This window comes from Pseudomonas sp. LB3P58 (assembly GCF_054897895.1).
On sequence record NZ_JBUBVE010000001.1, the window covers coordinates 2,627,147 to 2,651,218 of the forward strand.

At 58.1% G+C, this 24,072-nt stretch carries 16 protein-coding genes and 1 pseudogene; 8 read left to right on the forward strand and 9 right to left on the reverse strand.

Annotation, left to right across the window (positions count from 1 at the left end):
- Nucleotides 1-73 precede the first annotated feature (73 nt).
- From ACYZTZ_RS12375 to ACYZTZ_RS12390, 4 genes and pseudogenes are all read right to left on the reverse strand, one after another.
- Nucleotides 74-951: pseudogene (locus ACYZTZ_RS12375) on the reverse strand (phospholipase).
- Nucleotides 952-1,142: 191 nt separating this feature from the next.
- On the reverse strand, nucleotides 1,143-2,009 hold the full coding sequence (locus ACYZTZ_RS12380; RefSeq protein ID WP_461998391.1) for a phospholipase: 867 nt from the start codon (nucleotides 2,007-2,009) through the stop codon (nucleotides 1,143-1,145).
- A 149-nt stretch (nucleotides 2,010-2,158) separates the two neighbouring features.
- Entirely contained in the window at nucleotides 2,159-3,454 is a 1,296-nt protein-coding gene (locus ACYZTZ_RS12385; RefSeq protein WP_461998392.1) for a glycosyltransferase, read from the reverse strand.
- A 99-nt stretch (nucleotides 3,455-3,553) separates the two neighbouring features.
- Complete coding sequence (locus ACYZTZ_RS12390) at nucleotides 3,554-3,919, reverse strand: response regulator (protein WP_461998393.1); 366 nt, start codon at nucleotides 3,917-3,919, stop codon at nucleotides 3,554-3,556.
- Nucleotides 3,920-4,180: 261 nt separating this feature from the next.
- On the opposite strand from ACYZTZ_RS12390, the gene ACYZTZ_RS12395 reads away from it, so the two are divergent.
- The 5 genes from ACYZTZ_RS12395 (at nucleotide 4,181) to ACYZTZ_RS12415 (ending at nucleotide 10,725) form a co-directional block, all read left to right on the forward strand.
- Nucleotides 4,181-7,672 (forward strand): response regulator, encoded by a 3,492-nt coding sequence (locus ACYZTZ_RS12395; protein WP_461998394.1) that lies wholly within the window; start codon nucleotides 4,181-4,183, stop codon nucleotides 7,670-7,672.
- Nucleotides 7,672-8,505 carry a CheR family methyltransferase gene (locus ACYZTZ_RS12400; protein ID WP_461998395.1) on the forward strand — a complete coding sequence of 278 codons (834 nt, stop codon included), beginning with the start codon at nucleotides 7,672-7,674 and terminating at the stop codon, nucleotides 8,503-8,505. Before ACYZTZ_RS12395 ends, ACYZTZ_RS12400 begins: the two co-directional genes overlap by 1 nt.
- Nucleotides 8,502-9,095 (forward strand): chemotaxis protein CheB, encoded by a 594-nt coding sequence (locus ACYZTZ_RS12405; RefSeq protein WP_056740080.1) that lies wholly within the window; start codon nucleotides 8,502-8,504, stop codon nucleotides 9,093-9,095. The genes ACYZTZ_RS12400 and ACYZTZ_RS12405 overlap by 4 nt, the downstream gene beginning before the upstream one ends.
- A complete protein-coding gene (locus ACYZTZ_RS12410; protein WP_461998396.1) occupies nucleotides 9,089-10,270 on the forward strand; it encodes a hybrid sensor histidine kinase/response regulator in 1,182 nt (393 codons plus the stop codon). Before ACYZTZ_RS12405 ends, ACYZTZ_RS12410 begins: the two co-directional genes overlap by 7 nt.
- Nucleotides 10,271-10,347: 77 nt before the next feature.
- A complete protein-coding gene (locus ACYZTZ_RS12415) occupies nucleotides 10,348-10,725 on the forward strand; it encodes a response regulator (protein WP_008146959.1) in 378 nt (125 codons plus the stop codon).
- An 807-nt stretch (nucleotides 10,726-11,532) separates the two neighbouring features.
- Here the strand turns inward: ACYZTZ_RS12415 and ACYZTZ_RS12420 are convergent.
- The 3 genes from ACYZTZ_RS12420 to ACYZTZ_RS12430 all read right to left on the reverse strand — a co-directional run bounded on the left by ACYZTZ_RS12420 (nucleotide 11,533) and on the right by ACYZTZ_RS12430 (nucleotide 15,874).
- A complete protein-coding gene (locus tag ACYZTZ_RS12420; RefSeq protein ID WP_462000669.1) occupies nucleotides 11,533-13,185 on the reverse strand; it encodes an ATP-binding protein in 1,653 nt (550 codons plus the stop codon).
- 14 nt (nucleotides 13,186-13,199) lie between these two features.
- Entirely contained in the window at nucleotides 13,200-14,702 is a 1,503-nt protein-coding gene (locus ACYZTZ_RS12425; RefSeq protein WP_461998397.1) for an ATPase domain-containing protein, read from the reverse strand.
- A 116-nt stretch (nucleotides 14,703-14,818) separates the two neighbouring features.
- Nucleotides 14,819-15,874 (reverse strand): tetratricopeptide repeat protein, encoded by a 1,056-nt coding sequence (locus tag ACYZTZ_RS12430; protein WP_461998398.1) that lies wholly within the window; start codon nucleotides 15,872-15,874, stop codon nucleotides 14,819-14,821.
- A 204-nt stretch (nucleotides 15,875-16,078) separates the two neighbouring features.
- Here ACYZTZ_RS12430 and ACYZTZ_RS12435 point away from each other — a divergent pair, with 204 nt between their 5' ends.
- From ACYZTZ_RS12435 to ACYZTZ_RS12445, 3 genes are read left to right on the forward strand one after another with little or no spacing between them, the layout of a single operon-like run.
- Entirely contained in the window at nucleotides 16,079-18,226 is a 2,148-nt protein-coding gene (locus ACYZTZ_RS12435; RefSeq protein WP_461998399.1) for an FUSC family protein, read from the forward strand.
- Nucleotides 18,216-18,416, forward strand: a complete 201-nt coding sequence (locus tag ACYZTZ_RS12440) for a DUF1656 domain-containing protein (RefSeq protein ID WP_046048365.1) — start codon at nucleotides 18,216-18,218, stop codon at nucleotides 18,414-18,416. The genes ACYZTZ_RS12435 and ACYZTZ_RS12440 overlap by 11 nt, the downstream gene beginning before the upstream one ends.
- Before the next feature lie 4 nt (nucleotides 18,417-18,420).
- The gene (locus ACYZTZ_RS12445; protein ID WP_461998400.1) at nucleotides 18,421-19,407 is read left to right on the forward strand and encodes an HlyD family efflux transporter periplasmic adaptor subunit; all 987 of its coding nucleotides are present in this window, start codon (nucleotides 18,421-18,423) and stop codon (nucleotides 19,405-19,407) included.
- A 56-nt stretch (nucleotides 19,408-19,463) separates the two neighbouring features.
- On the opposite strand, the gene ACYZTZ_RS12450 is transcribed toward ACYZTZ_RS12445, so the two are convergent.
- On the reverse strand, nucleotides 19,464-20,885 hold the full coding sequence (locus ACYZTZ_RS12450) for an efflux transporter outer membrane subunit (protein ID WP_461998401.1): 1,422 nt from the start codon (nucleotides 20,883-20,885) through the stop codon (nucleotides 19,464-19,466).
- Nucleotides 20,882-24,064: an efflux RND transporter permease subunit gene (locus ACYZTZ_RS12455; RefSeq protein ID WP_461998402.1), complete on the reverse strand. Its 3,183-nt coding sequence runs from the start codon at nucleotides 24,062-24,064 to the stop codon at nucleotides 20,882-20,884. The genes ACYZTZ_RS12450 and ACYZTZ_RS12455 overlap by 4 nt, the downstream gene beginning before the upstream one ends.
- Between the last annotated feature and the right edge of the window lie 8 nt (nucleotides 24,065-24,072).

Here is a 24,072-nt window from a genome sequence, read left to right on the forward strand (position 1 = left end):
GCGCTTTTCTTGTTATCGCTGTCCGATCATGCCTCTTTTGGCGCCTGCTGTGCCAGCCTGCCACGACTTTCGCTTAGGCCGACTGGTGCAACCTGTCTCCGTAAACCGCTTTCATGCTGGTTGCACTCCAGCAGTAGCGGACAATATCCGCCTCGTCAAAGAAATCGGTGCTGATGATGCTGCACCGGGTGACCCAGTCGCGGGTGGTGTGGAACCAGTCGTTGATTTGGTTTTTGATGTGCTGCGGGCCACCCAACAGCGAATAACACGTCGCCGGCAAAGACCAGAGAAATGTATCGTAAGGCGCTCCCACCAGGGTGGTCTGGATATGCGATTGCAGATCGCTGGTGTCGGTGAATACCTTGCCGTTCCATTTGTGAGGTATATGCGGCCAGAAATACTCACTGTCCAGCCCGGGCTTCGTCTGCGCTGCCATGACAATGCGGCGCTGCGAACTGGCGCGCTTGAGCTGTTCCACGGTACTACGCGCGTCCGAAGGACGGATCAAACGCGAGCCCAGGCGGCGCATCAGAAAATCATTGAATTGTCGGTAGTCGAAAGGCTTCGCTGCATCCCCTAACTGGTGGAAGTCGAGGACGATGAATTCGTCCGGGTTTCGAGGAATATCGTCACCGCGTCGATCAGTTCATCAAGAATGCGGTGGGACTGATAGCCGTTGTGATGGAAGTAGAACACCGGTACTACCGGGCCGGCGGTACAGCCAAGCCGGATATCGAACGCCCGTGCCCCGTTGGCCAGTTGCCAGGCAAATGAGTCGTTCTGGCACGTTGTCCAGTTGCCGACCACCACCTCATAGTTGGGCGCTTTTTTGTCCATGCCGGCGTTATGCGTACCGGGCCAGACAATATCAGTCAGCTTCAACTGGCCGATATCCAGTACGTTGCTCATCCATTTTTGTTTGTCGGGTGTGGTTGCTGTATTGCGGGTCATGACAATTCCTTGTCGTTGATTCGCCCCATCCGTGGGGAGAAGAAGTTCATGTGTCGGATGTGGCTGGGTGCCACATCCGTATCACTCGCCTGAGACAAAAGGCTTTCATGACCCAGCATAGAAGTGCATGGCAGTATTGCCAGCGTCGGAAACACTTACACAAGAATAGCTATTTGATGGCGCGAAAATGGTTAATTTCGCTTGCTCGCTTTCGTCAGGTTTACAGTTCGGCAATAAGAGACGATGTTGGACTCTTCAATGAAATCGACATTGATGATGTTGCACTTTGACGCCCAGTCGCTTTTGTTTGGATCAAACCAGGAATTAAGCGCGTCATGAATATCCACGGGGCCACCGAGAGCGCTGTAACTGGTGGCGGAAAGTGACCACGGCGCCCAAGTGCCTGGCGAGTATTTCAGCACATTAATAATGTGCTGTTTCAAATCAGCGGCATCGGTGATGGCGCTGCCAGACCATTTGTGCCCGATCTGCTCGTGAAATACGTTTCGATCAAGAGCACTGTGCCATGGGGCGGCGACTAAAATTCTTTGTAAAGAGCTGATTTGTTTGAGCTGATACAGGCTCAGAGACAGATTTTTGGTGGGGATTATGCGATTGCCAAGATACTGTTTCACCATGCTATTGAAGTTAGTGAAATCAAACCTATCACCCTGCAGTTGATGGAAGTCTAGAATAATGAATTCATTCGGGCTCTCCTGAAGAAATTGTTCCACGTCGGTCACAAGATTCTTCAAGGTGCGAGAATTGCGGGAGCCGTTGTGATGAATGCCGAACTTGTCGAGTCCTTTTGCGCTATCGTCCTGCAATAAACGGATATCGAGAGCCCGAGAACCGTGACACAGCTGGCTGTAGAACGATTCATGCTGACATGCCACCCAATGGGCGGGAGGGCCGAAAAACGGCCAGGACGCTTTCCAGTCGCTGCCTGCGTTGTGTGTACCCGGCAGTGTCAATTCACAGAGTGACAATGTATCAATTGCCGGCGTGGCTAGCATCCAGTTTTTATGCGTACTTTTGTTCTGAACAAAGTTATCCATTTAATGCATCCTTGCATTGTTTTTAAAAAGAGAAGTTGGTTGTGTCGAACTTAACTAACGAAGCTTAAGTTTGGCAGATTTTTATAGGGTGTGGAGTTGGCGTGGTCAACAAGGGTGGCGATGCAAAATATTTATTGTTGGTATAAATTCTATGGCGTAATTCGGTTCTTCGCCTCAATCCATTGCGCCATATATTGCGTGCTTTTATGGTGGTGATGACGCAACATGCTTCCCGTAAAGTTATCGCTTCTAAGTTGTGCCAAGTGTTGTTGGCAATACAACAACTTTTCGATCAGCGCCGGACCATGTTCCGATTGTCGATAACGATCGGCCAGCAATGCCTTCCCTTTGGATTGGGCGTCCGTCCACAGAACCTCGTCCTTGTACAGCTGAACCGCGCAATCGGCGAACGCCTGTGCTGTTCGGGTCACAGCACCCGGCCAGAGATGTTCGCCATGCATCGCTTCTGCGCCGATTGGCGTTGTGATCGTGGGCGTGCCACACAACATGGCGTCGACAATTTTGCCTTTGATTCCGGCACCGAAGCGTAGGGGGGCCAGACAAATCCGTGCGCCAGACATGACTTTTAAAGCATCTTCCGCCCAGTTCATTACATGGAAACCCTGGCCGGGGTTGTGCAACGCAGTCGCTTTGGGCGGTGTGTAAGCACCGTAAATGTGCAATTGAGCCGTTGGCAGTTGTTGGCGGATCAGCGGCCAGATAGTGGTTTTCATCCAGAGCACTGCGTCCCAGTTGGGCGCATGACGGAAGTTGCCGATGCTGAGAAAGTGCGCGCGGTCTTCAAAAGAAACCGGTGGCACGCTCGGTAGATCGACCATCAGCGGGCACCAGTGCAGCAAGTGGCGCGGCAGCTTGAATTGCTCGACCAGCAACTCGATCTCTACTTCTGAAATCATCAGATTCAAGTCACAACGATAAATCGCCGCGATCTCCCGTTTTGCCAGATCGGTCTCGGCCATCAGCTCAAACTCTTCACGCAACGCCGGCGCGAACAATTCATTGAAATCGTTGGCGTCGTCACTGGCCTTCAATCGCTCTTTGAGGCGTTGATGGCGGGCATCCCGCAGGCTTTGCAGGTCGGAGGTCTCAAGCACGCGCAACGCATCGGGGCAGTGTTTTTCGACGCGCCAACCAAACTGTTCTTCCATCATGAACCGATCGAACAGAACGATATCCGGGGTCAGTTCGCTGATGAACGTGTCGAAACTGCCGTTGTTCAATTCGATCGGGACTTCGCGAATGCCCAAGACCGTCAGGTCTGCCCGGTGTTCACCAGTGCCGGCCGGGCTACTGAAAGTAATGTCCCAGCCTTGCTGCAAGAAGGCCTCGAGAATTTGCATCATATGCCCGCCGGCCGCTGAAGAGCGGGGCTCGGGCCAGACGTAACCAATGACCAGGACTTTGGTTGCGCGGGGCTGAGTCATGAACGGACATTCCTTGATGCGAGCAGAAGGCAGGGGACAAAAGCGGGGGCGCAATTAAAGCACAGGCGAAGGCGATCCCGATGCCCGCACTGGTCGATATCAGGCGTTCGCGAGAATGCCTTTGACCTTGTCGCGCAGTTGATCAATGGAAAACGGCTTGCCGATCACCGACATTCCAGCAGGCACATCAATACTTTCGGCATAACCGCTAGCAAACAAAATCGGCAATTCAGGGCGAAGCATCCGCGCCTGTGTGGCCAGTTCACGGCCGTCCATCACCGGCAAACCAACGTCTGTCATCATCAAATCGATGTACTGATCTTCATCGTTGAGAAACTCCAGCGCCTGTTCGCTGCCATCGGCCTCGAGCACCTTGAACTCGAGCTCCTCCAGCACATCGACAATCAGCATGCGTACGATGGCGTCGTCTTCGACGACAAGGATGATGGACGCGGTGGCGGACATAGTGGGGTTCTCAGAGGATGAATTCGCAGTTGTCGGTCGATCGAAATCGCCGGGCTCTTGCTTGAGTAAGTGACGGAACCCGACAAGTTCCCACGCGGTAGAAAAAAGAATAGCCGCACACGTGCCGGCAAGGATAACCGCTCCTTTGCGCTGGAGCAGTGGAATGTAGGATTTTGCTCGAAAAGGTGTCAGAAAATTGGATCAATCCGGCGCTTTTGGGGCAAACTCCTTGGTTTTCAACAGTTCGACAAGGTTTCCCCCATGACATCCGCGTCTTCGGTTGATGAGCAACGATTCCGTAAACTCCTGAGCCGCAACGTCAGCCTGCCGTTGGGTGTCGGCGTGCTCAGTGCAGTGTTCTTTGTTTTGCTGATTACTTATCTGCTGTCGATGATCCAGTGGGTCGAGCACACCGACCGGGTGATCAATAACGCGAATGAATCGATCAAGCTGACCGTCGATTTGGAAACCGGTATGCGCGGCTTCCTGCTCACTGGCGACGAGCACTTTCTTGAACCCTACGAAACGGCCAAGCCGCGAATCGGTGTCGCCCTCAATACCTTGCTCGAACTGACCGCGGACAATCCGGTGCAGACCGACCGCCTGCACCGGCTCCAGGCCTTGCAGAATGAGTGGGCCACTTACGCGCAGGCAATAATTGAGTTGCAGCGATCCAGCGGCGATTACCGCAGCGCGGTCAAGGCCGGGCGCGGCAAGCGGCTGACCGATGAGATCCGCAAGCAATTCGAAGACGTGATCGACATGGAGCAGCAGTTGCGCACTACGCGCAACGAGGAAGTGCGCCGCACCACGATCTGGAGCATCAGCCTTTATCTGTTGTTCATCGCCGGGATCAGCGCCTTGCTGGCCTACATTGGCCGTCGGGATTTGCTCAACCTTTCGCAAAGCTACATCGCCAACCTCGCCGCGCAACAGGCCAGCGCTCGTCGTCTGGAACAGCAGGCCTGGCTGCGCAATGGCCAGACCGAACTGGCCGAGCAAGTGCTGGGGCAACTGTCGCTTAACCTGCTGGGCCGCAACATTCTGCAGTTCTGTGCGCAGTACCTCGGCACCGCGGTGGCGGCTATTTATGTCCGTGAAGAACATGGCGGTCTCAAGCGCATTGCCTCTTACGGTTTCTCCCGCGAGCAGGAAGCGCGCGAACAGCAGATTTACAGCGATGAAGGCATTGTCGGCCAGGTAGCGAACCAGGCTCGCTTGATCCGTCTCGATGACGTACCGAGCGATTACTTCAAGGTCAGCTCCGGTCTGGGCGAAGGTCTGCCGCATAGCGTGCTGGTGGTGCCAACCAGTGATGACGATCGGGTCAACGGTGTGATCGAACTGGGCTTCTTGCGCCCGCTGACGGACCGCGATGTTGAATTGCTTGAACTGATTGCCGGCAACATCGGCACGTCCATCGAGGCCGCTCGCTATCGTCAGCGCCTGCAGGAAGTACTGGCCGAAACTCAACAGCTCAATGAAGAGCTGCAGGTTCAACAAGAAGAACTCAAGACTGCCAACGAAGAACTGGAAGAGCAGTCGCGGATTCTCAAGGAATCTCAGGCGCATCTGGAGACCCAGCAGGTCGAGCTTGAACAAACCAATGAGCAACTCGCCGAACAAGCGCAGATCCTCGCCGACCAGCGCGACGCCATGGACCTGAAGAACAGCGAGCTCCATCAGGCCCAGACTCAGCTCGAAGAACGCGCCGAAGAGTTGCAGCGCTCGAGCAAGTACAAGTCTGAATTCCTCGCCAACATGTCCCACGAGTTGCGCACGCCGCTGAACAGCTCGTTGATCCTGGCCAAGTTGCTGGCGGAAAACCCTCAGGAAAACCTCAGCGCCGAGCAGGTCAAGTTCGCCGAGTCGATCTACTCCGCCGGCAATGATTTGCTCAACTTGATCAACGACATTCTCGACATTTCCAAGGTCGAGGCCGGCAAGCTTGAGATGCGACCGGAGAACACCAGTGTCGCGCGTCTGGTGGACGGCTTGCGCGGGATGTTCCAGCCCCTGGCGACCGACAAGAAACTGGATTTCCAGGTCGAGGTGCAGGCCGGTGCGCCGATGATGATCTTCACCGACCGCCAACGTCTGGAGCAGGTCATCAAGAACCTGCTGTCCAACGCGGTGAAATTCACCGAAAAAGGCACGGTCAGCCTGACGGTCGCCAGCCAGCCCAGCGACGGTATTGCCTTTATCATTCGCGATTCGGGGATTGGCATTGCCGCGGATCAGCAGGACAGCATTTTCGAAGCCTTCCGCCAGGCCGATGGCACCACCAATCGCCGTTACGGTGGCACCGGCCTGGGCTTGTCGATTTCCCGTGACCTGGCCGCCTTGCTCGGCGGTTCCATCAGTGTCACCAGCGAGCCGGGGCAGGGCAGTGTGTTTACGCTGGTTTTGCCGCAGCAATACGTCGAACCGGGCGAGGATCCTGTCGAGGCGATGAGAGCCACGCCGGTTGCCTTTACACCGAGAGTGACGCCCGCTGCGCTGGTACCAGTGATCGCCGAAGTTGAAATTCCGCGTTTCGACGACGATCGCACCAAGGCACCATTCGCCACTCGTTGCATTCTGGTGGTGGAAGACGAGCCGAACTTCGCCAATATCCTTTACGACCTGGCGCATGAGCTGGGGTATCAGTGCCTGGTGGCGCACGGCGCGGACGAGGGTTACGACCTGGCCAAGGAATTCATCCCGGACGCCATTCTGCTGGACATGCGTCTGCCGGATCATTCCGGGTTGACTGTGTTGCAACGCCTGAAGGAACACGCCGAAACCCGGCACATTCCGGTGCATGTGATTTCGGTGGAAGACCGAGTCGAAGCCGCGATGCACATGGGCGCTATCGGTTATGCGGTCAAACCGACTACCCGCGAAGAACTCAAGGACGTGTTTGCCCGCCTTGAGGCCAAACTGACCCAGAAGGTCAAACGCGTCCTGCTGGTCGAAGACGACGATGTGCAGCGCGACAGCATTGCCCGACTGATCGGCGACGATGACATCGAGATCACTGCTGTTGGCCTGGCGCAGGATGCGCTGGATCTGCTGCGCACGACGATTTTCGACTGCATGATCATCGACCTGAAGCTGCCGGACATGCTCGGCAACGACCTGCTCAAGCGCATGTCCACGGAAGATATCTGTTCGTTTCCGCCAGTGATCGTCTACACCGGGCGTAACCTGACCCGGGACGAAGAGGCCGAGCTGCGCAAGTATTCGCGCTCGATCATCATCAAGGGCGCCCGCTCGCCAGAGCGTTTGCTGGATGAGGTCACACTCTTTCTGCACAAAGTCGAATCCACGTTGTCCCATGAACGCCAGAGGATGCTCAAGACCGCGCGCAGCCGCGACAAGGTTTTCGAGGGTCGCAAGGTGCTGCTGGTGGACGACGATGTACGCAACATCTTCGCCCTCACCAGTGCTCTGGAGCAAAAGGGTGCAGTCGTGGTCATTGGCCGTAACGGTCGTGAAGCGATTGAAAGACTGAATGAAGTCGAGGACATCGATCTGGTGTTGATGGACGTAATGATGCCGGAGATGGATGGTTTCGAAGCCACCATCGAGATCCGCAAAGACCCGCGCTGGCGCAAGCTGCCGATCATTGCGGTGACGGCCAAGGCCATGAAGGACGATCAGGAGCGCTGCTTGCAAGCGGGCTCCAATGATTACCTGGCCAAGCCCATTGACCTGGACCGCCTGTTCTCACTGATTCGCGTGTGGTTACCAAAAATGGAACGCATTTAGTGGAACGCAATTTTTCAGTGGAGCGAAATAGCGAAATCGAAATTCGCTTGTTGATCGAGGCGATCTACCTCAAATACAGCTATGACTTTCGCGACTACTCCGGCGCTTCGATCAAGCGCCGGGTCAATCACGCGTTGAGCCAGTTCGAGTGCACGACCATTTCAGCGTTGCAGGAAAAGGTCTTGCACGACCCGACGGCGTTCATGCAGTTGCTGCAACTGCTGACGATCCCGGTCAGCGAAATGTTCCGCGACCCTTCGCATTTCCTGGCGATCCGTCAGGAAGTGGTGCCGCTGCTCAAGACTTACCCCTCGATCAAGATCTGGATCGCCGGTTGCAGCACGGGTGAAGAGGTCTATTCGATGGCCATTCTGCTGCGCGAAGAAGGCTTGCTTGATCGCACCATCATCTACGCCACCGACATCAACCCGCGCTCGCTGGACAAGGCCAAGCAAGGGATTTTCTCCATGGAGAATGTCCGCGCCTACACTCATAACTACCAGCAGGCAGGTGGCCAGCGTTCATTCGCCGACTACTACACGGCGGCCTACGGTTACGCGATTTTCGACAAGACGCTGTGTGAGAACGTGACCTTCGCCGATCACAGCCTGGCGACTGACAGTGTCTTTTCAGAAACTCAATTAATTTCGTGTCGTAATGTTTTGATTTACTTCAACAAAAAGCTTCAGAATCGTGCTTTCGGTTTGTTCCATGAGTCCCTTTGTCATCGAGGATTTTTGGCGCTGGGCAGCAAGGAAACCCTGGATTTTTCGGCCTTTGGCAACCAGTTCGAGCCGTTGGTCAAACAAGAACGGATTTACCGCAAATCATGAACAGTGCAGCGGTTTTGCCTTCTATAGAGGCCATCGTGATCGGCGCCTCGGCCGGCGGAGTGGAGGCGTTGCTGAATATCCTCAGCCCACTGCGAGAAGGCTTCAAGCTGCCGATCATCGTGGTTTTGCACCTGCCGGACGAACGTCGCAGCCAACTGGCCGAGGTGTTCGCACGGCGAGTCGCCATGCCTGTAATGGAAGCCCGCGACAAGACGCAGGTGGAAGCCGGTACGCTGTATTTCGCGACTCCGGGTTATCACTTGTCGGTGGAGCAGGACCGCAGTTTTTCCTTGAGCCTGGAAGCCCACGTGCATTATTCGCGACCGGCCATCGATTACCTGTTCGAGTCGGCTGCTGATGCCTACGGTTCAGCCCTGGCCGCGGTGTTGTTGACCGGCGCCAACCGCGATGGCGCCCGCGGTCTGGCCCAGGTCAAACGTCGTGGCGGCATGACCATTGTCCAGGACCCGGATGAAGCCCAGGTCGCGACCATGCCTCAGGCGGCGCTTGATATACACCAGCCGGACCACATTCTCCCTATACGCGGCATCGGCCGTCTGCTTGTCGAGCTGGAACGAATCGCATGTTAAGTACTATCCAGGCCAAATTGCTGATCGTCGACGATTTGCCGGAGAACCTGTTGGCGCTCGAAGCGCTGATCAAGCGCGAAGACCGTATCGTCTACAAAGCCTTGTCCGCCGACGAAGCCTTGTCGCTGTTGCTGCAACACGAATTCGCCATGGCCATTCTCGACGTGCAGATGCCCGGCATGAACGGCTTCGAACTGGCCGAGCTGATGCGCGGCACGGAAAAGACCAAGAACATCCCGATCGTGTTCGTCAGTGCTGGCGGTCGCGAGCTGAACTACGCCTTCAAAGGTTACGAAAGCGGCGCCGTAGATTTCCTCTACAAGCCGCTGGATATCCACGCGGTCAAGAGCAAGGTCAACGTGTTCGTCGAACTGTATCGCCAAAGCAAGGCGATGAAACAGCAGGTCGAAGAGCTGGAGCAAAGCCGCCGCGAGCAGGAAGCGCTGCTCAAGCAGTTACAGAGTACCCAGCTGGAACTGGAGCAAGCGGTGCGCATGCGCGATGACTTCATGTCCATCGTCGCCCATGAAGTCCGCACGCCGCTCAATGGCCTGATCCTCGAAACCCAGTTGCGCAAGATGCACCTGGCCCGGGATAACGCTGCGGCGTTCACCCTGGACAAGATGCATGCGATGGTCGACCGCGATGAGCGGCAGATCAAAAGCCTGATCCGACTGATTGAAGACATGCTCGATGTATCGCGCATTCGTACCGGCAAGCTGTCGATCCGACCGACGCGCTTCGATCTGTCGGCGCTGGTTCGCAGCTTGTTGCAGAACTTTGCCCCGCAGGTCGATGCTGCCGAGTCCACGGTCACCCTGGAGGCCGAGCAACCGGTGGTGGGCAGCTGGGACGAGTTTCGCGTTGAACAGGTGATTTCCAACCTGCTGACCAATGCTTTGCGCTACGGCGCCAAGAGTCCGATCACCGTTAAGGTGTACAGTGAGAGCGGTCAGGCTCTGGTGGAAGTACGCGATTTCGGGATCGGCATCGGCGAAGAGAACCAGAAGCGTATTTTCCAGCAGTTCGAACGCGTCACGGCCAAACACGCTGTCGCGGGGTTGGGGCTGGGATTGTTTATTTCCGAGCAGATTGTGGCCGCCCATGGCGGTTCCATTACCGTCGAAAGCCGGATTGGCGAAGGCGCCTTGTTTCGCGTTTGTCTGCCGCTGTAGGAAAACAGCCAGATAAACGCAACCTCTGATCGACCCCACGGTCGTATCAGCAGCTATTGACCGAACAAAGGCTTCCCATGAGTGAAGATGCACAAGACGTCGTATTGATCGTCGAAGATGACCCCTCCATTTTGATGGTGCTGTCGGCCTATCTGTCGGGTGAGGGCTACCGGGTGTTGCAGGCCGAAAACGGCGAGCAAGCCTTCGAAATTCTGTCGAGCAAACCCCACTTGGACATGATGATCACCGACTTCCGCCTGCCGGGCGGAATCTCTGGCGTCCAGATCGCTGAACCTGCCGTGAAGCTGCGACCGGAACTCAAGGTGATCTTTATCAGCGGTTATCCGCAGGAGATCCGCGAGACGGACAGCCCTATCACCCGTAAAGCGCCGATTCTGGCCAAGCCGTTTGATCTGGATGTACTGCAAGAGCTTATGCAGGAAATGCTCTCGTAAGGTGCTTTGCTCCTACGGGTAATGCTGTTCACTTAAGGTTGGGGTACATATCCGTTTCTGCGGTAACGGCGGCTGGCGGTTTCGCTTTTACAGCGAGTCACTTTCGAAAAGCGCGAAAGTAACCAAAGCGCTCTTGCCCCTCCATTCGGTGCCTCGCCTGGGCTCGGCATGCCCTCACTCCGGCATTGCTCCGGGGGCCCGCCGCCATCGGCCATCCATGGCCGGGGGCGGCTACCGCGGCATCCTTGCCGCGGTGCCCCCTGCGCAACGCCTGCGTTCGGCCTCTGGGAAAGGGGCAACAGATCAAAATCAAAAGCCACAGAGCAAGATCAAAAGATCGCAGCCTCGTTTCACTCGACAGCTCCTACCGTGGAGAGGGGGTGCACGCACGCTCCTCACCACTCAACAGGCCGAGCGTTAGCTCGCCTGCAGCCTTTGATCTTGATGCACCGCCCCCTCGAGAGGCCGAGTGGAGGTTCTGCGCAGTGGGCAACCCGGCATGGATGCCGGGTTAGCCGCCCCCGGCCATGGATGGCCGATGGCGGCGGGCCCACGGAGCAGGACCGGAGCGAGGGCATGCCGAGCCTAGGCGAGGCACCGAACGACAGGGGCAAGAGCCCTTGGTTACTTGGGGCTCTTCCAAGTGACTCGCTGTAAAAGCGAAACCGATAGCCGCCGTGACCGCAGAAACAGATATGCACACAAAAAAACAGGTCGACCCTTGATCCACCGCCCCCTAGCTACGCATGTGTGTACCTGGAAACCCCGACCTTAAGAGAACAGCTTTACGCTCCTGCAGGGGGCGCGTCAGATCCGGATCATCTCCCGCACCTTCGCCGTCAGCAGGTCGAAGGTGAACGGCTTGGTGATCATCTGCATGCCTGGGTCAAGGAACCCACCGCGCACCGCCGCGTGTTCGGCATACCCGGTGATGAACAACACCTTGAGATCCGGCCGGTATTGCCGGCCAATTTCCGCCAGTTGCCGGCCATTCATGCCGGGCAACCCAACGTCGCTGATCAACAGATCAATACGCTGCCCGGAATCGAGAATTGGCACCGCGCTGTCGGCATCGCCAGCCTCGACGAAGGCATAGCCCAGATCACTCAACACCGTACTGACCAACACCCGCACCGCCGGATCGTCCTCGACGATCAGTACCGTTTCGCCATTCTGGGCGAACGGAGCGTGCTGGACGTCCACCGGGCAGTCCTGAGGCACGTCACCGCCGAATCGCGGGAGGAACAGACTCACCGTGGTGCCTTCGCCCACTTCACTGTGAATGGCGACGTGGCCGCGCGATTGTTTGCTGAAACCATAAATCATCGACAATCCAAGGCCTGTGCCCTGGCCGATTGGCTTGGTGGTAAAGAACGGATCAAAGGCCCGATTGATGGTGCTTTGCGGCATGCCACACCCGGTGTCCGTGACACTCAGCACCACGTAATCACCCGGTTGAAGGTTGCTCTGGGCTTCGGTGAAGCCAATGTCCAGATGCTGATTGCTGGTTTTCACCACCAGTTTGCCGCCATCGGGCATCGCATCCCGAGCATTGATCACCAGATTGAGCAGGGCGCTTTCCAGTTGATTGGGATCGGCCTCGGCCACCCAGAGTTGCTCGTTCAGCTGCATGTCCAGCTGAATGGTTTCGTTGATGCTGCGCTGAAGCAGCTCGCCCATGGAGACCACCAGGGTGTTCATCTCCACGGGTTTGGAGTCCAGCGACTGACGCCGGGAGAACGCCAGCAGACGGTGGGTCAGGCCTGCTGCGCGGTTGGCTGAGGTCACGCCCAGGTCGATAAGGCTGTCCAGATCGTCGGTGCGCCCACGGGCCAGACGTCGGCGCAGCAGCTCCAGGCTGCCGATGATGCCGGTCAGCATGTTGTTGAAGTCGTGGGCGATACCGCCGGTGAGCTGGCCGACCGCTTCCATCTTCTGCGATTGGCGCAGGGCTTCTTCATTGTGTCGCAGCTGGGCGGTGCGTTCCTCGACCTGCTGTTCGAGGGTTTCGAGTGTGTTTTGCAACCGCAGTTCGCTTTGACTCAGATCGATCAGCCGGTCCCTGGCTTCGTACTGTCGTCGACGTCCGCGCAACGCGGTGGTCACCAGGCTGATCAACGTAACCGGGTGAAAAGGGCGCTCAAGAAAGGTCACGTTCCCCAACTGTGGACCGTAGCGCGACGCGGGGTTTTGTTCCGGGCCGCCATGGTAGGTCATCAATACAATCGGGAGGTCCGACCAGGCCGGCTGTTGCTCGATCAGGCCGAGCAGCGGTTCAAGATCACCGCCCAACAAAGCCTCGGAAGAAATCAGCAACAATCCTGCCCCTTGCTCCAGTTCGCGGCACAACGCCACCAGGTCCCGAGTAATCACCCCGTCGTAACCCGCTTCATTGAGCATCATCAGCGCAATCTGGCTGTCGCGACCCAGCGGCGCGAGAATGATCGCGCGCTCGGACATCGCTTCCTGGGCAATCACGGGCTTTGTTCCTCAAGCAAGGGTTTGCTGGCACCCAGATAAGTGGGAACGCCACGCAATACCCCCTGAAATGCATCCAGCGGTTCACCAATGGTCATGCCCTGGGCACTGATGCGGTATTCACGAATGGTCGATTCATGGCTGCCGGTGCGTTTCTTGATGATCGAGATCGCCCGGCGAACCTTGCCCAGTGCCTCGAAGTAGCGCAGCAGGATGACCGTGTCGGCCAGATAGGTGATGTCCACGGGAGCCTGCATGTCACCGACCAGTCCATGTTGGGCGACGGTCATGAAGGTCGCGGCACCCTGGCGATTGAGGTACAGCAGCAACTCGTGCATGTGCAGTACCAGCGCGTTTTCCTCGGGCATCGCCGCCTGATAGCCATTGATGCTGTCGATCACCACGGTCTTGATATTGCTCTCGTCGACGCAGCGACGAACCCGGTAGGAAAACTCTCCGGGGGACAACTCGGCCGCGTCCACTTGCTCGATCAGCAGGTTGCCAGTGTCTTGCAGCGCCTGGAGGTCGATGCCGATGTTCTTCATGCGCTCGAACAGCAACCCGAGCTCTTCATCGAAAATGAACAGCGCAGCTTTTTCGCCACGGGCCACGGCGGCAGCGGCGAAGATCATCGAGATCAGCGATTTGCCGGTACCGGCCGGGCCGAGGATCAATGTGCTGGAACCAGTCTCGATCCCGCCGCCGAGCAGGGCGTCCATGGCCTTGATGCCGCTGGACAATTGCTGGCGGACATAGCGACCGCGGTGCTCGGCCGCCACCAGACGCGGAAAAACATGCACGCCATCGCCCATGATGGTGAAGTCGTGAAACCCGCCTCGGTACTTCTGGCCACGGTACTTCACCACACGGATCCGCCGACGCTCGGCGCCATAATTGGGAGTCAGTTCCTCAAGGCGAATGACGCCGTGGGCCACACTGTGCACGGTTTTGTCGAGGGATTCGGTGGTCAGGTCGTCCAGCAACACCACGGTGGCGTCATAGCGCACGAAGTAATGTTTGATTGCGAGGATCTGGCGACGGTAGCGCAGTGAGCTTTGGGCCAGCAGACGGATCTCGGAAAGACTGTCGAGCACCACGCGAGTCGGCTTGACCCGTTCGACCACTTCGAAAATCTGCTTGGTGGCTTCGCCCAGCTCAAGGTCCGAGGAATACAACAGGCTCTGCTGATGCTCGGCATTGAGCAGGCTTTCCGGGGGCGTCAGCTCGAAGATGTGGATGTTCTCATCCAGCTCCCAGCCGTGGGACAACGCACCCTGTCGCAACTCCCGCTCGGTTTCCGACAACGTGATGTACAACGAGCGCTCGCCGGCACGAGCGCCGGCCAACAGGAAATGCAAAGCGACGGTGGTTTTGCCGGTACCGGGTTCACCCTCCAGTAAAAACACATGCCCGCGGGACAAACCACCGGCCAGGATGTCATCCAGACCTTCGATGCCGGTGGCGGCTTTTGCACTGATCAACTCGTTTGATGTAGACAAAAAATGCCCTCTCATGACTAGGGGAAGCGAGGCAGCAGGCTATAAGTGCCTGAATGGACTGCCTGTTCTCTTGACCCTTGGCCGAGACGACGAGTTCAACGAAATTTTTGCTGTTGTTAAAGCCCTTGCTGCAAGGCCGGGTCGTCGGGATTGAGTTGTTCAAGTTGCGCCAACAGAATCTGCACGTTCTGCAACTGGCCGCTTTCTTTCCAGTAGTTGATCAACAATACCCGGGCTCTCCGGTCGGCCGGGTGGCGCTGGACGATCTCCTGCAACTGTTTCTGCGCCGCTTCCAGCTCCTGTTCATCGTGAAGCGTGGTGGCCAGATCGTAACGGTAATCCTTGTTGTCCGGCTCCAGCTCCACGGCTTTGGAAAGGCCGAGCAGGGCGAACTCACTTTGCCCGTGATGCAGCAGCCAGAGTCCCAAGGCATGTTGCAGGTAGGCCGAGTCGGGCTGAGCTTTTAGCTGCTTGGCCAACAGTTGTCGGGCAGCATCGTTTTGGCCCAGGCGATCCAGCACGTCGATTTGCATCACCAGCGCGGGCAGGTTGCCGGGCGCAAGACGCAAGGTGTTCTGCAGTGCCTGCTGCGCTTCTTTCAATTCGGCATTGTGCAGATGCAGTCGAGCCAGTTGATATTGGTTGTCGGCGCTTTCCGGTTGACTCTTCAGGTCCTGTTCCCAGGCATCGATGGCCTGCTCCAGCGGCCCGAAGTACAAACCGAGATCGTCCGGCGACAGCCCCAGCAAGGCATTCACGGCGGCATAGCGGACGCGCTGTTCGCCGTCATCGAGTAACGGGCCCAGCAGCAGGCTGCGCTGACCGCTGGGCACCAGACCGCTGATGCTTTTGATCGCCGCAATACGCACGTCCGGCGACTCATGCTGCAAGTCCGCATCCGCCAGTTTCAGGGCCACGGAGCTGGGGTAGTTGGGCAGTTCGGCATGCAACCAGACGCGGCGTTTGACCGATATGTCGGGGCGGCCCAATTGCTGGTAGAGCACCCGCGCTGCGCCCGGTTGGCCTGCGCGCGCCTGATTCAGCGCCTCGCTGTAGCCACGCTTGATCGCCTCCGGCACGGCGGGGGTTGTGCTGCGCAGGGAAAACCAGGCAAGGCCGATGGCAAACAGGACGCAAAGGCTGATGATCAGATAGCGGCGGGACTGGGGCATGCAGGAATCCGGAAGCTGGCAAGCTGTTGCAAAGGTGCCAGCTTCGGTCAGGCAAGGCTGTGAGTCAAACCCAGACTCAGTTCATTACGTAAGTCAGTCGATTCAAGGCAGTCTGGCTTTTCAATGATTTTGCCTACAGGTTGCGTCGACATTGAAACCCGTCGAGGCGCGTTGGCAGTGACTACGCTTGCTGGAGATGACTCGATGAGCGCTCCCATGCAACCGCTGCTTCAGTACTTCAAAGCGATACTCAACCCCGGGCCCGGCGTGGCGTTGTTCGCCCTGCGGACCATCGCGGCCGGGCTACTGACGTTGTATCTGGCGTTCCTGTTCGACCTTGAGCAGCCCAAGTGGTCGATCATGGCGGTGGTCATCGTCAGCCAGCCATTGGGCGGCATGGCCCTGGCCCGGAGTTTCGGCCAGGTCATTGGCACCACACTCGGGGCGGTCGTGGCGGTGTTGATCATGGCGATCTTTCCCCAGGCGCCCCTGCCTTTCATCCTCACCCTGGCCTTGTGGCTGGCGCTGTGTACCGCCGGCGGCACCTTATTGCGCTACACCAGTTCCCAGGCATTTGTTTTGAGCGGGTACACGGCGGTGGTCGTGGCACTGCTGGCGGTACCCGATCAGGACGGTACGTTCCTTCTCGCCGTCACCCGCGTGACCGAGACGCTATTGGCGGTGGCTTGCGTGTGCGTGGTCAGCCTGCTCACTGCGCGGCCGGAAGCGGTGGCCCGAGATTACTTCGCCAAGATCGATCAGGTCATCAAGCTGCTCGCGACCCACGCTGCTGCCGTCATTCGAACCGAGGAAAGCGAGGCCGATTTCCATCGGAGGCAGATGCAACTACTCGGCGCGATCAGCGCCCTGGAGGGGGTACGTCGGCATTTGTATTTCGATGCGCCACGGTTGCGCAGCGCCAATGAGTTGGTGCAGTTGCTGGGTAATCAGCTGGTGTTGTTGACGTCGCGGTTGACGGCTTTGCGTCACCAGCGGGAGCTGCTTGCCGAGCGCTGGAAAGGTGCCTTGCCGGAGGAGATACAGCGATTACGCGCCGAAGAACTGGTCTTTCTCGAAGAGTTGGCCCTGGAAGGGCGCTCATTGTCGACCCAAGCCCGGCAGCGTTTCTCGGCGCTGCAACAGCGTTTCGATGACCAGGCCTACAAGGCCGAACAACTCACCGAGACGATGCCAGCCACCCTGCGTTCACTGGCCTGGGCACTGCGCTGGGAACAGGCGCGGATGCTGGAGCAGCTCGGCCAGATTCTCGAACTGAGCGACGCAATCCAGGACGGGCGTGCGGCCAGTAGCATGTTTCGCGGCCAGGACAACCCCTTGCATCTGGATTTCACGTTGGCGGCGATGAACGCGATCCGCGCATTTACCGCGTTGCTGGTGGCCGGCCTGATCTGGATCGAGACCGGTTGGGACGGGGCGCGTGGCGGGATGATCGTGGCGGGAATTCTCTGTTCGCTGATGGCGACTTTTCCCCGGCCGTTGCTGGCCAGCCAAAGCTTTGCCAGAGGGCTGGGTCTGGCCTTGGGGGTATCAGCGCTGTATCTGTTCCTGCTGATACCGATGATCAGTGACTTCGAGTTACTCGCCTTGTTGTTAACCCCATTGCTGTATGCCGTCGCGGTGGGGTTGTCCAGTCCGCCAACCACGGGCACAGGCATTGGTCTTGGACTAACGACAATGCTGTTGTTGGGCCCGCAAAACACAGAAATCGGCCAAAACAGTGCCATTCAGTGGTTCGAGTTTGCCGGTTCTTATATCTGCGCAGCCGCGCTGGCGCTCAGTGTCTATGCCTTGATCTTCCCGTTCAGGCCCGTTTTGCGAATACGCCGGCTGTTCAATGAAAACTGTGAGCAGGTCTACGCTTTGCTGAAGACGCCGGCCACCGATGAGCAGCAATTTGCGTTTGAAAGCCGCATGGTCGACCGCCTGACCATGATGTTGGGACTGTTGCCGGCCACCAACGACAAGCAATCCAGCGAGCTGTTCGAAGTCAGCCTCGGGTGCATGGCACTGGGTGTGGCGTTGAACCAGCTCAGACAACAGGGGCGAAGCAACACGTTGCTCAGTACTGAACAGCAAAACCGTTTGCTCGCTGCTGTCCGTGAGACCGGACGATTGATCGCCGGGCGGCCCGGGATTGACCTTGAACAGCTGCTCGGAAATCTGCGTGTCTTGGGCGACGAAATGGACGACCTCCATTTAGACGTTCATGAACACCTGTGGTCGGTCTTCAGGATGCGCGTGGCGTTGTTGATCGTGGTGTCGTTTCTGGAGCGACATCGCAAATACTTTCAACCCGCAGAAACGGAAGGAGTGCCGACCCTTGCCCATTGATTTTGAATTGGGTGGCGTCTACTTGCCGCCGATTGCCCAGGCGTTACTGCTGGCGCTACCGATTTACCTGGTGCTGGACTGGATCTTGCGCCGCATTGGCGTGTTGCGGTTCGTCTGGCATGAAGCCTTGTTCGAAGGCGCGTTGTACGCCTGCGTTTGCGCAACGCTGATTCTGGTCATGGGAGCTTGATGCTTTGAAGAAGATCCTTGCCCGACTTGCGACGGTGGCGGTGGTGTTGCTGGCCTTTGTTCTCGGCTGGTTTGCCTGGGAACATTACACCCGTGCCCCCTGGACCCGGGATGCACGGGTGCGTGCCGATGTGGTGACCATGTCCGCCGATGTCTCGGGGCGCATCGTCGGCCTGGGCGTGCAGGACAACCAGCATGTGGAGAAAGGCCAGTTGCTGCTGGAGATCGACCCGGCGCGCTATGTCCTGGCGGTTGAGCATGCCAAGCGTTCGGTGGAAGTGGCGAAAGCCACCCTTGGCCAGTCCGAGGCAACGATTGTCGCCAGTGAAGCGTTGCTCCGCCAGCGTCAGAGTGAAGAGCGCCGACGGCGCACGCTCAAACAGCGGCTTGCGATTTCTGGTGAAGAATGGGAGAAATCCAGCACGGAAGTGGCGGTGGCGCAGGCCGAGTTGCTGCGCAACCAGGCCAATCTCGGTTTGGCCCAGGCTAACGTGCAATTGGCCATCGCCGCATTGACCCAGGCCGAACTGGATTTGCAGCGCACGCGGGTCGAAGCGCCCGTGACGGGTTACGTCACCAACCTGCTGACCCGTCAGGGTGACTATGCCGCGGCCGGTGGCGCGCTGTTGGCGCTGGTGGACAGCGACTCGTTTTATGTCAGTGGCTATTTTGAAGAAACAAAGTTGCCGCGAATCGAGGAGGGCGACCGGGTCAGGATCGAATTGATGAGCGGCGAAACCTTCGGCGGCACTGTGCAAAGCATTGCCTTCGCCATTTCCGACCGGGAGAACCTGCCCGGCGGTCGCCTGCTGGCCAACATAAACCCCAGTTACACCTGGGTCAAACTGGCGCAACGGGTGCCGGTGCGGATACAGATCGACCCCGATTACGCGGCCAAAAACCGACTGCGTGCCGGGACCACGGCCACCGTGACAGTCCTTGAGTCTGAACACAGTAAAAATCAGGCAAAAAAAAGCCCCGCGACCGAATGAGGCGCAGGGCAAAGGAATTGGTTGGTTGCGACCAACCAAAGGAGCTCGTTAAAACTTTACTTGCTGGCGACCGTCTCTGGTTGCCAGCCACCGCCCAGGGCTTTGTAAATCGCGACAATCCCGCGATACAGTTCGACTTCGGCCTGGGCCTGAGTGTCCTCAGCCGCCAGACGCTCACGCTGGGCGTCGAGCAGGACGAGGAAGTCCGCCGTGCCTTCGCGGTAACGAATTTCGGCGAGGTCGGCCGCGGCGCGGCTGGATTCGCTCTGACGAATCAGCGAGATCAAGCGTTGTTGACGTTTGCCGTAGTCGCTAAAGGCGTTTTCCGATTCTTCCAACGCCAACAGGACTTGCTGCTCGTAGGTCGCCAGGGCGCCTTCGGCATCCGCATCGGCACCCCGTAGACGGGCGCGCACGCTGCCAAGGTCGAACGCCGCCCAGGTAATGCTTGGGCCCAGTGCCCAGGCGTTGGCCGCCGAGGAACCGATTTGCGAACCACGCCCGGCGGTGAAGCCAAGGAAACCGCTGAGGCTGACCCGTGGGAACAAATCAGCCTTGGCCACGCCGATACGGGCAGTGGCGGAAGCCAGTTTGCGCTCGGCGCTGAGAATGTCCGGGCGACGTTGCAGCAGTTCACCCGGATCACCGATCGGCAGGGCCTTGGCGATCGCCGGCAAGTCTTTGGGACTCAGGTCGACGGTCAGCTTGTCCGGCCGCTCACCCAACAGGGTGGCGATGCGGTTTTTCTCCCGAACCTGTTCAGCCTGCAATTGCGGCACGCTGGCTTCGACGGACGCCAGGCGTGCATCGGCACGCTCCACATCGAGCTGATCGCCGACACCGGCATCACGCAGGCTGACGGTGATCTTGCGCGACTCCTGCTGATTGTTCAGGTTGGCCAGGGCGATCTTTTCCCGCAACTGCGCACCGCGCAGTTGACCGTAGGCGTCCACCAGTTCGGCAATCATCGAGACTTGCAGTTGGTACAGATCGGCTTCGAGCGCTTGCTGTTCGGCGTCGGCGGATTCCAGGTTGCGCTGGATACGCCCAAACAGGTCGATCTCCCACGCCATGTCCAGGCCAAGGTCGTAGCGTTCGCTATTGACCCGTTTGGTGGTCTGGCCCGGAATCTGACCCTTGCCCAGGTCACTGCTGACCCGGCTGGTGATAGTCGGCATGGCGTCATTGCTGACGTCATCACGAATTGCTCGCGCCGCTTTCCAGCGGGCAAAGGCTACACGCAAATCACGGTTGCCTTGCAGCGATTGAGTCACCAACTGGTTGAGGGTCGGATCTTCGAACTGCTGCCACCAGATGCCTTCGAAACGCGAGCGGTCGAAGTTCTTCTGACCGGCGCTGCCATCGGTGGCGGTGGTGATGTTGGCCGGCTCAGTGGCTGGGGTCTTGTAATCCGGGCCGACGGCACAGGCACTCAGGGCCAGTACCAGAAGGCTCGGCAGGAAGGCTTTCAGGCTCATTGTTGCGCCTCCAGTTTCAGGGCCTTGGCCGCTTTGCGCTTTTCACCACGCTCCACAAAGTTACGAATCAACACGTAGAACACTGGCGTCAGCAACAGACCGAAGAAGGTCACCCCGAGCATCCCGGAGAACACCGCCACACCCATGGCATGACGCATTTCGGCACCGGCACCGCTGGAGAACACCAGAGGCACAACACCCATGATGAACGCGAAGGAAGTCATCAGGATCGGCCGCAGACGCAGACGGCAAGCTTCCAGTACCGCGGCGAGCGGGCTGAGGCCTTCGTCCTGCTGTTTATCCTTGGCAAACTCGACGATCAGAATCGCGTTCTTACAGGCAAGCCCCACCAGTACGATCAAGCCGATCTGGGTGAAGATGTTGTTGTCGCCTCCCGAAGCAATCACACCGGTGATGGCCGACAGCAGAGTCATCGGTACGATCAGGATCACCGCCAGTGGCAGGCTCCAGCTTTCGTATTGAGCTGCGAGTACCAGGAACGCCAGCAGTACGCAGAGCGGGAACACGAACAGTGCGGTGTTACCGGACAGAATCTGCTGGTAGGTCAGGTCGGTCCATTCGTAGGTCATGCCGTTCGGAAGTTCTTCCTTGAGCAGTTTCTCGATGGCTTTTTCGGCCTGGCCGGAGCTGTAGCCGGGAGCTGCTGCACCGTTGATTTCCGCGGTGATGAAGCCGTTGTAGTGCATCACACGGTCCGGGCCCGAGGTGTCGCTGACTTTGATGAAGGTCGCCAGCGGGATCATCTCGCCTTTGTTGTTACGCACTTTCAGCTGACCGATCTGGTCCGGTTCGAGACGGAACTGCTGTTCAGCCTGAACGTTGACCTGGTAGGTACGACCAAAGCGGTTGAAGTCGTTGGCATACAGCGAACCCAGGTAGATCTGCAAGGTGTCGAAGATGTCGCTGACGGCCACGCCGTGGGTCTTGGCTTTTTCGCGGTCGATAGCTGCATCGACCTGTGGCACGTTCACGGTGTAGCTAGTGAACAGGGCGGCCAGTTCCGGCACGTTATGGCTCTTGGTGATGATGTTCATGGTTTCTTTGTACAGCTCGTCATAGCCCAGGTTGCCCCGGTCTTCGATCTGCAGGCGGAAACCACCGATGGTGCCCAGGCCTTGTACCGGCGGCGGCGGGAAGATCGCCATGTAGGCTTCCTGGATCCCGGCGTACTGGCCGTTCAACGCACCGGCAATCGCACCGGCGGACATGCTCGGGTCTTTACGCTCGTCGAACGGTTTGAGCGTCACAAACACGATGCCGGCGTTAGGGCTGTTGGTGAAACCGTTGATCGACAGGCCAGGGAAGGCCACCGCACTTTCCACGCCAGGCTGTTTCAGGGCCAGGTCGGACATGCGTTTGATCACGTCTTCGGTACGGTCCAGGCTCGAGGCGTCCGGCAGTTGCGCGAAGGCCACCAGGTATTGCTTGTCCTGGCCAGGTACGAAACCGGTCGGAGTGCTGGAGAAACCGAAGAAGGTCAACACCATCAGGCCTGCGTACAACAGCAGAGCGATGCCGCTGCTGCGGATAACCCGGCCTACAGTGCCGACATAGCCATGGCTGGCCTTGTCAAAGAAACGGTTGAACGGACGGAACAGCCAGCCACCAAAGATCTTGTCGAGGACCTTGGAGAAACGGTCCTTCGGTGCGTCATGGCTTTTGAGCAACACCGCAGCCAGTGCAGGCGACAGCGTCAGCGAGTTGAACGCCGAGATCACGGTCGAGATCGCAATGGTCAGGGCGAATTGTTTATAGAACTGCCCGGTCAAGCCGGAGATGAACGCCGCCGGGATAAACACCGCACACAGCACCAGCGCCGTCGCGATGATCGGACCGGTCACTTCACGCATGGCCCGTTTGGTTGCTTCGACCGGCGTCAATCCCAGTCCAATGTTTCGCTCGACGTTCTCCACCACCACGATGGCGTCGTCCACCACGATACCGATGGCCAGTACCAATCCGAACAATGACAGGGCGTTCAGCGAGAAGCCGAACAGGTGCATCACGGCAAACGTACCGATCAGCGAAACCGGCACCGCCACCAACGGAATGATCGAGGCGCGCCAGGTTTGCAGGAACAGGATCACCACCAGAACAACGAGGATCAGTGCTTCGAAGAGGGTGTGAACTACCGCCTCGATGGAGCCGCGAACGAAGATCGTCGGGTCATAGACGATGCTGAAGTCCATGCCTTCCGGGAAGCTCTTTTTCAGCTCCGCCATCTTGTCGCGCACTTCGTTGGAGATTTCGATCGCGTTGGAACCAGGGCGCTGGAAGATGGGGATCGCTACCGCCGGCTGGTTGTTCAGCAGCGAACGCAAAGCGTATTGGCTGGAACCCAACTCAATGCGAGCAATGTCTTTCAGGCGAGTGATTTCACCGTTTTCGCCGGAGCGAACGATGATGTTCTCGAACTCTTCTTCAGAAACCAGACGACCTTGGGTGTTGACTGACAACTGGAAGGCGGTGGCATTCGGCGCAGGTGGCGCACCCAACGCACCGGCAGCCACCTGACGGTTCTGTTCACGAATCGCAGTCACGACGTCAGTGGCGGTCAGGTTACGCGAAGCGGTCTTGTTCGGATCGAGCCAGACCCGCAGCGAGTAATCGCCCATGCCGAACAGCTGCACGTCACCGACACCACCCAGACGCGCCAGCTCATCCTTGATGTTGAGCAAGGCGTAGTTGGACAGGTAGAGCATGTCGTAGCGTTTGTCCGGCGAGGTCAAGTGCACAACCATGGTCAGGTCGGGCGAAGCCTTGTCCACGGTGATACCGATGCGCGTCACTTCTTCTGGAAGTTTCGGCTCGGTCCGGGTCACGCGGTTCTGCACCTGCACCTGTGCGTTGTCCAGGTCAGTGCCCAGCGCAAAAGTGATGGTCAGGGTGATCTTGCCGTCAGCGGTGGACTGCGAGGACATGTACAGCATGTTCTCGACGCCGGTGATGGCTTGCTCCAGTGGAGCAGCCACGGTTTCACCGATGACTTTTGGGTTGGCACCCGGGAAGTTGGCGCGGACCACAACGGTCGGCGGAACCACTTCCGGGTATTCGCTGATCGGCAACTGGAACAGCGAGATGGCGCCGGCGATCAGGATCAGCAGCGACAGTACCGCTGCAAAGATCGGCCGTGAAATGAAGAATTGGGAAAAATTCATCGTAGTGA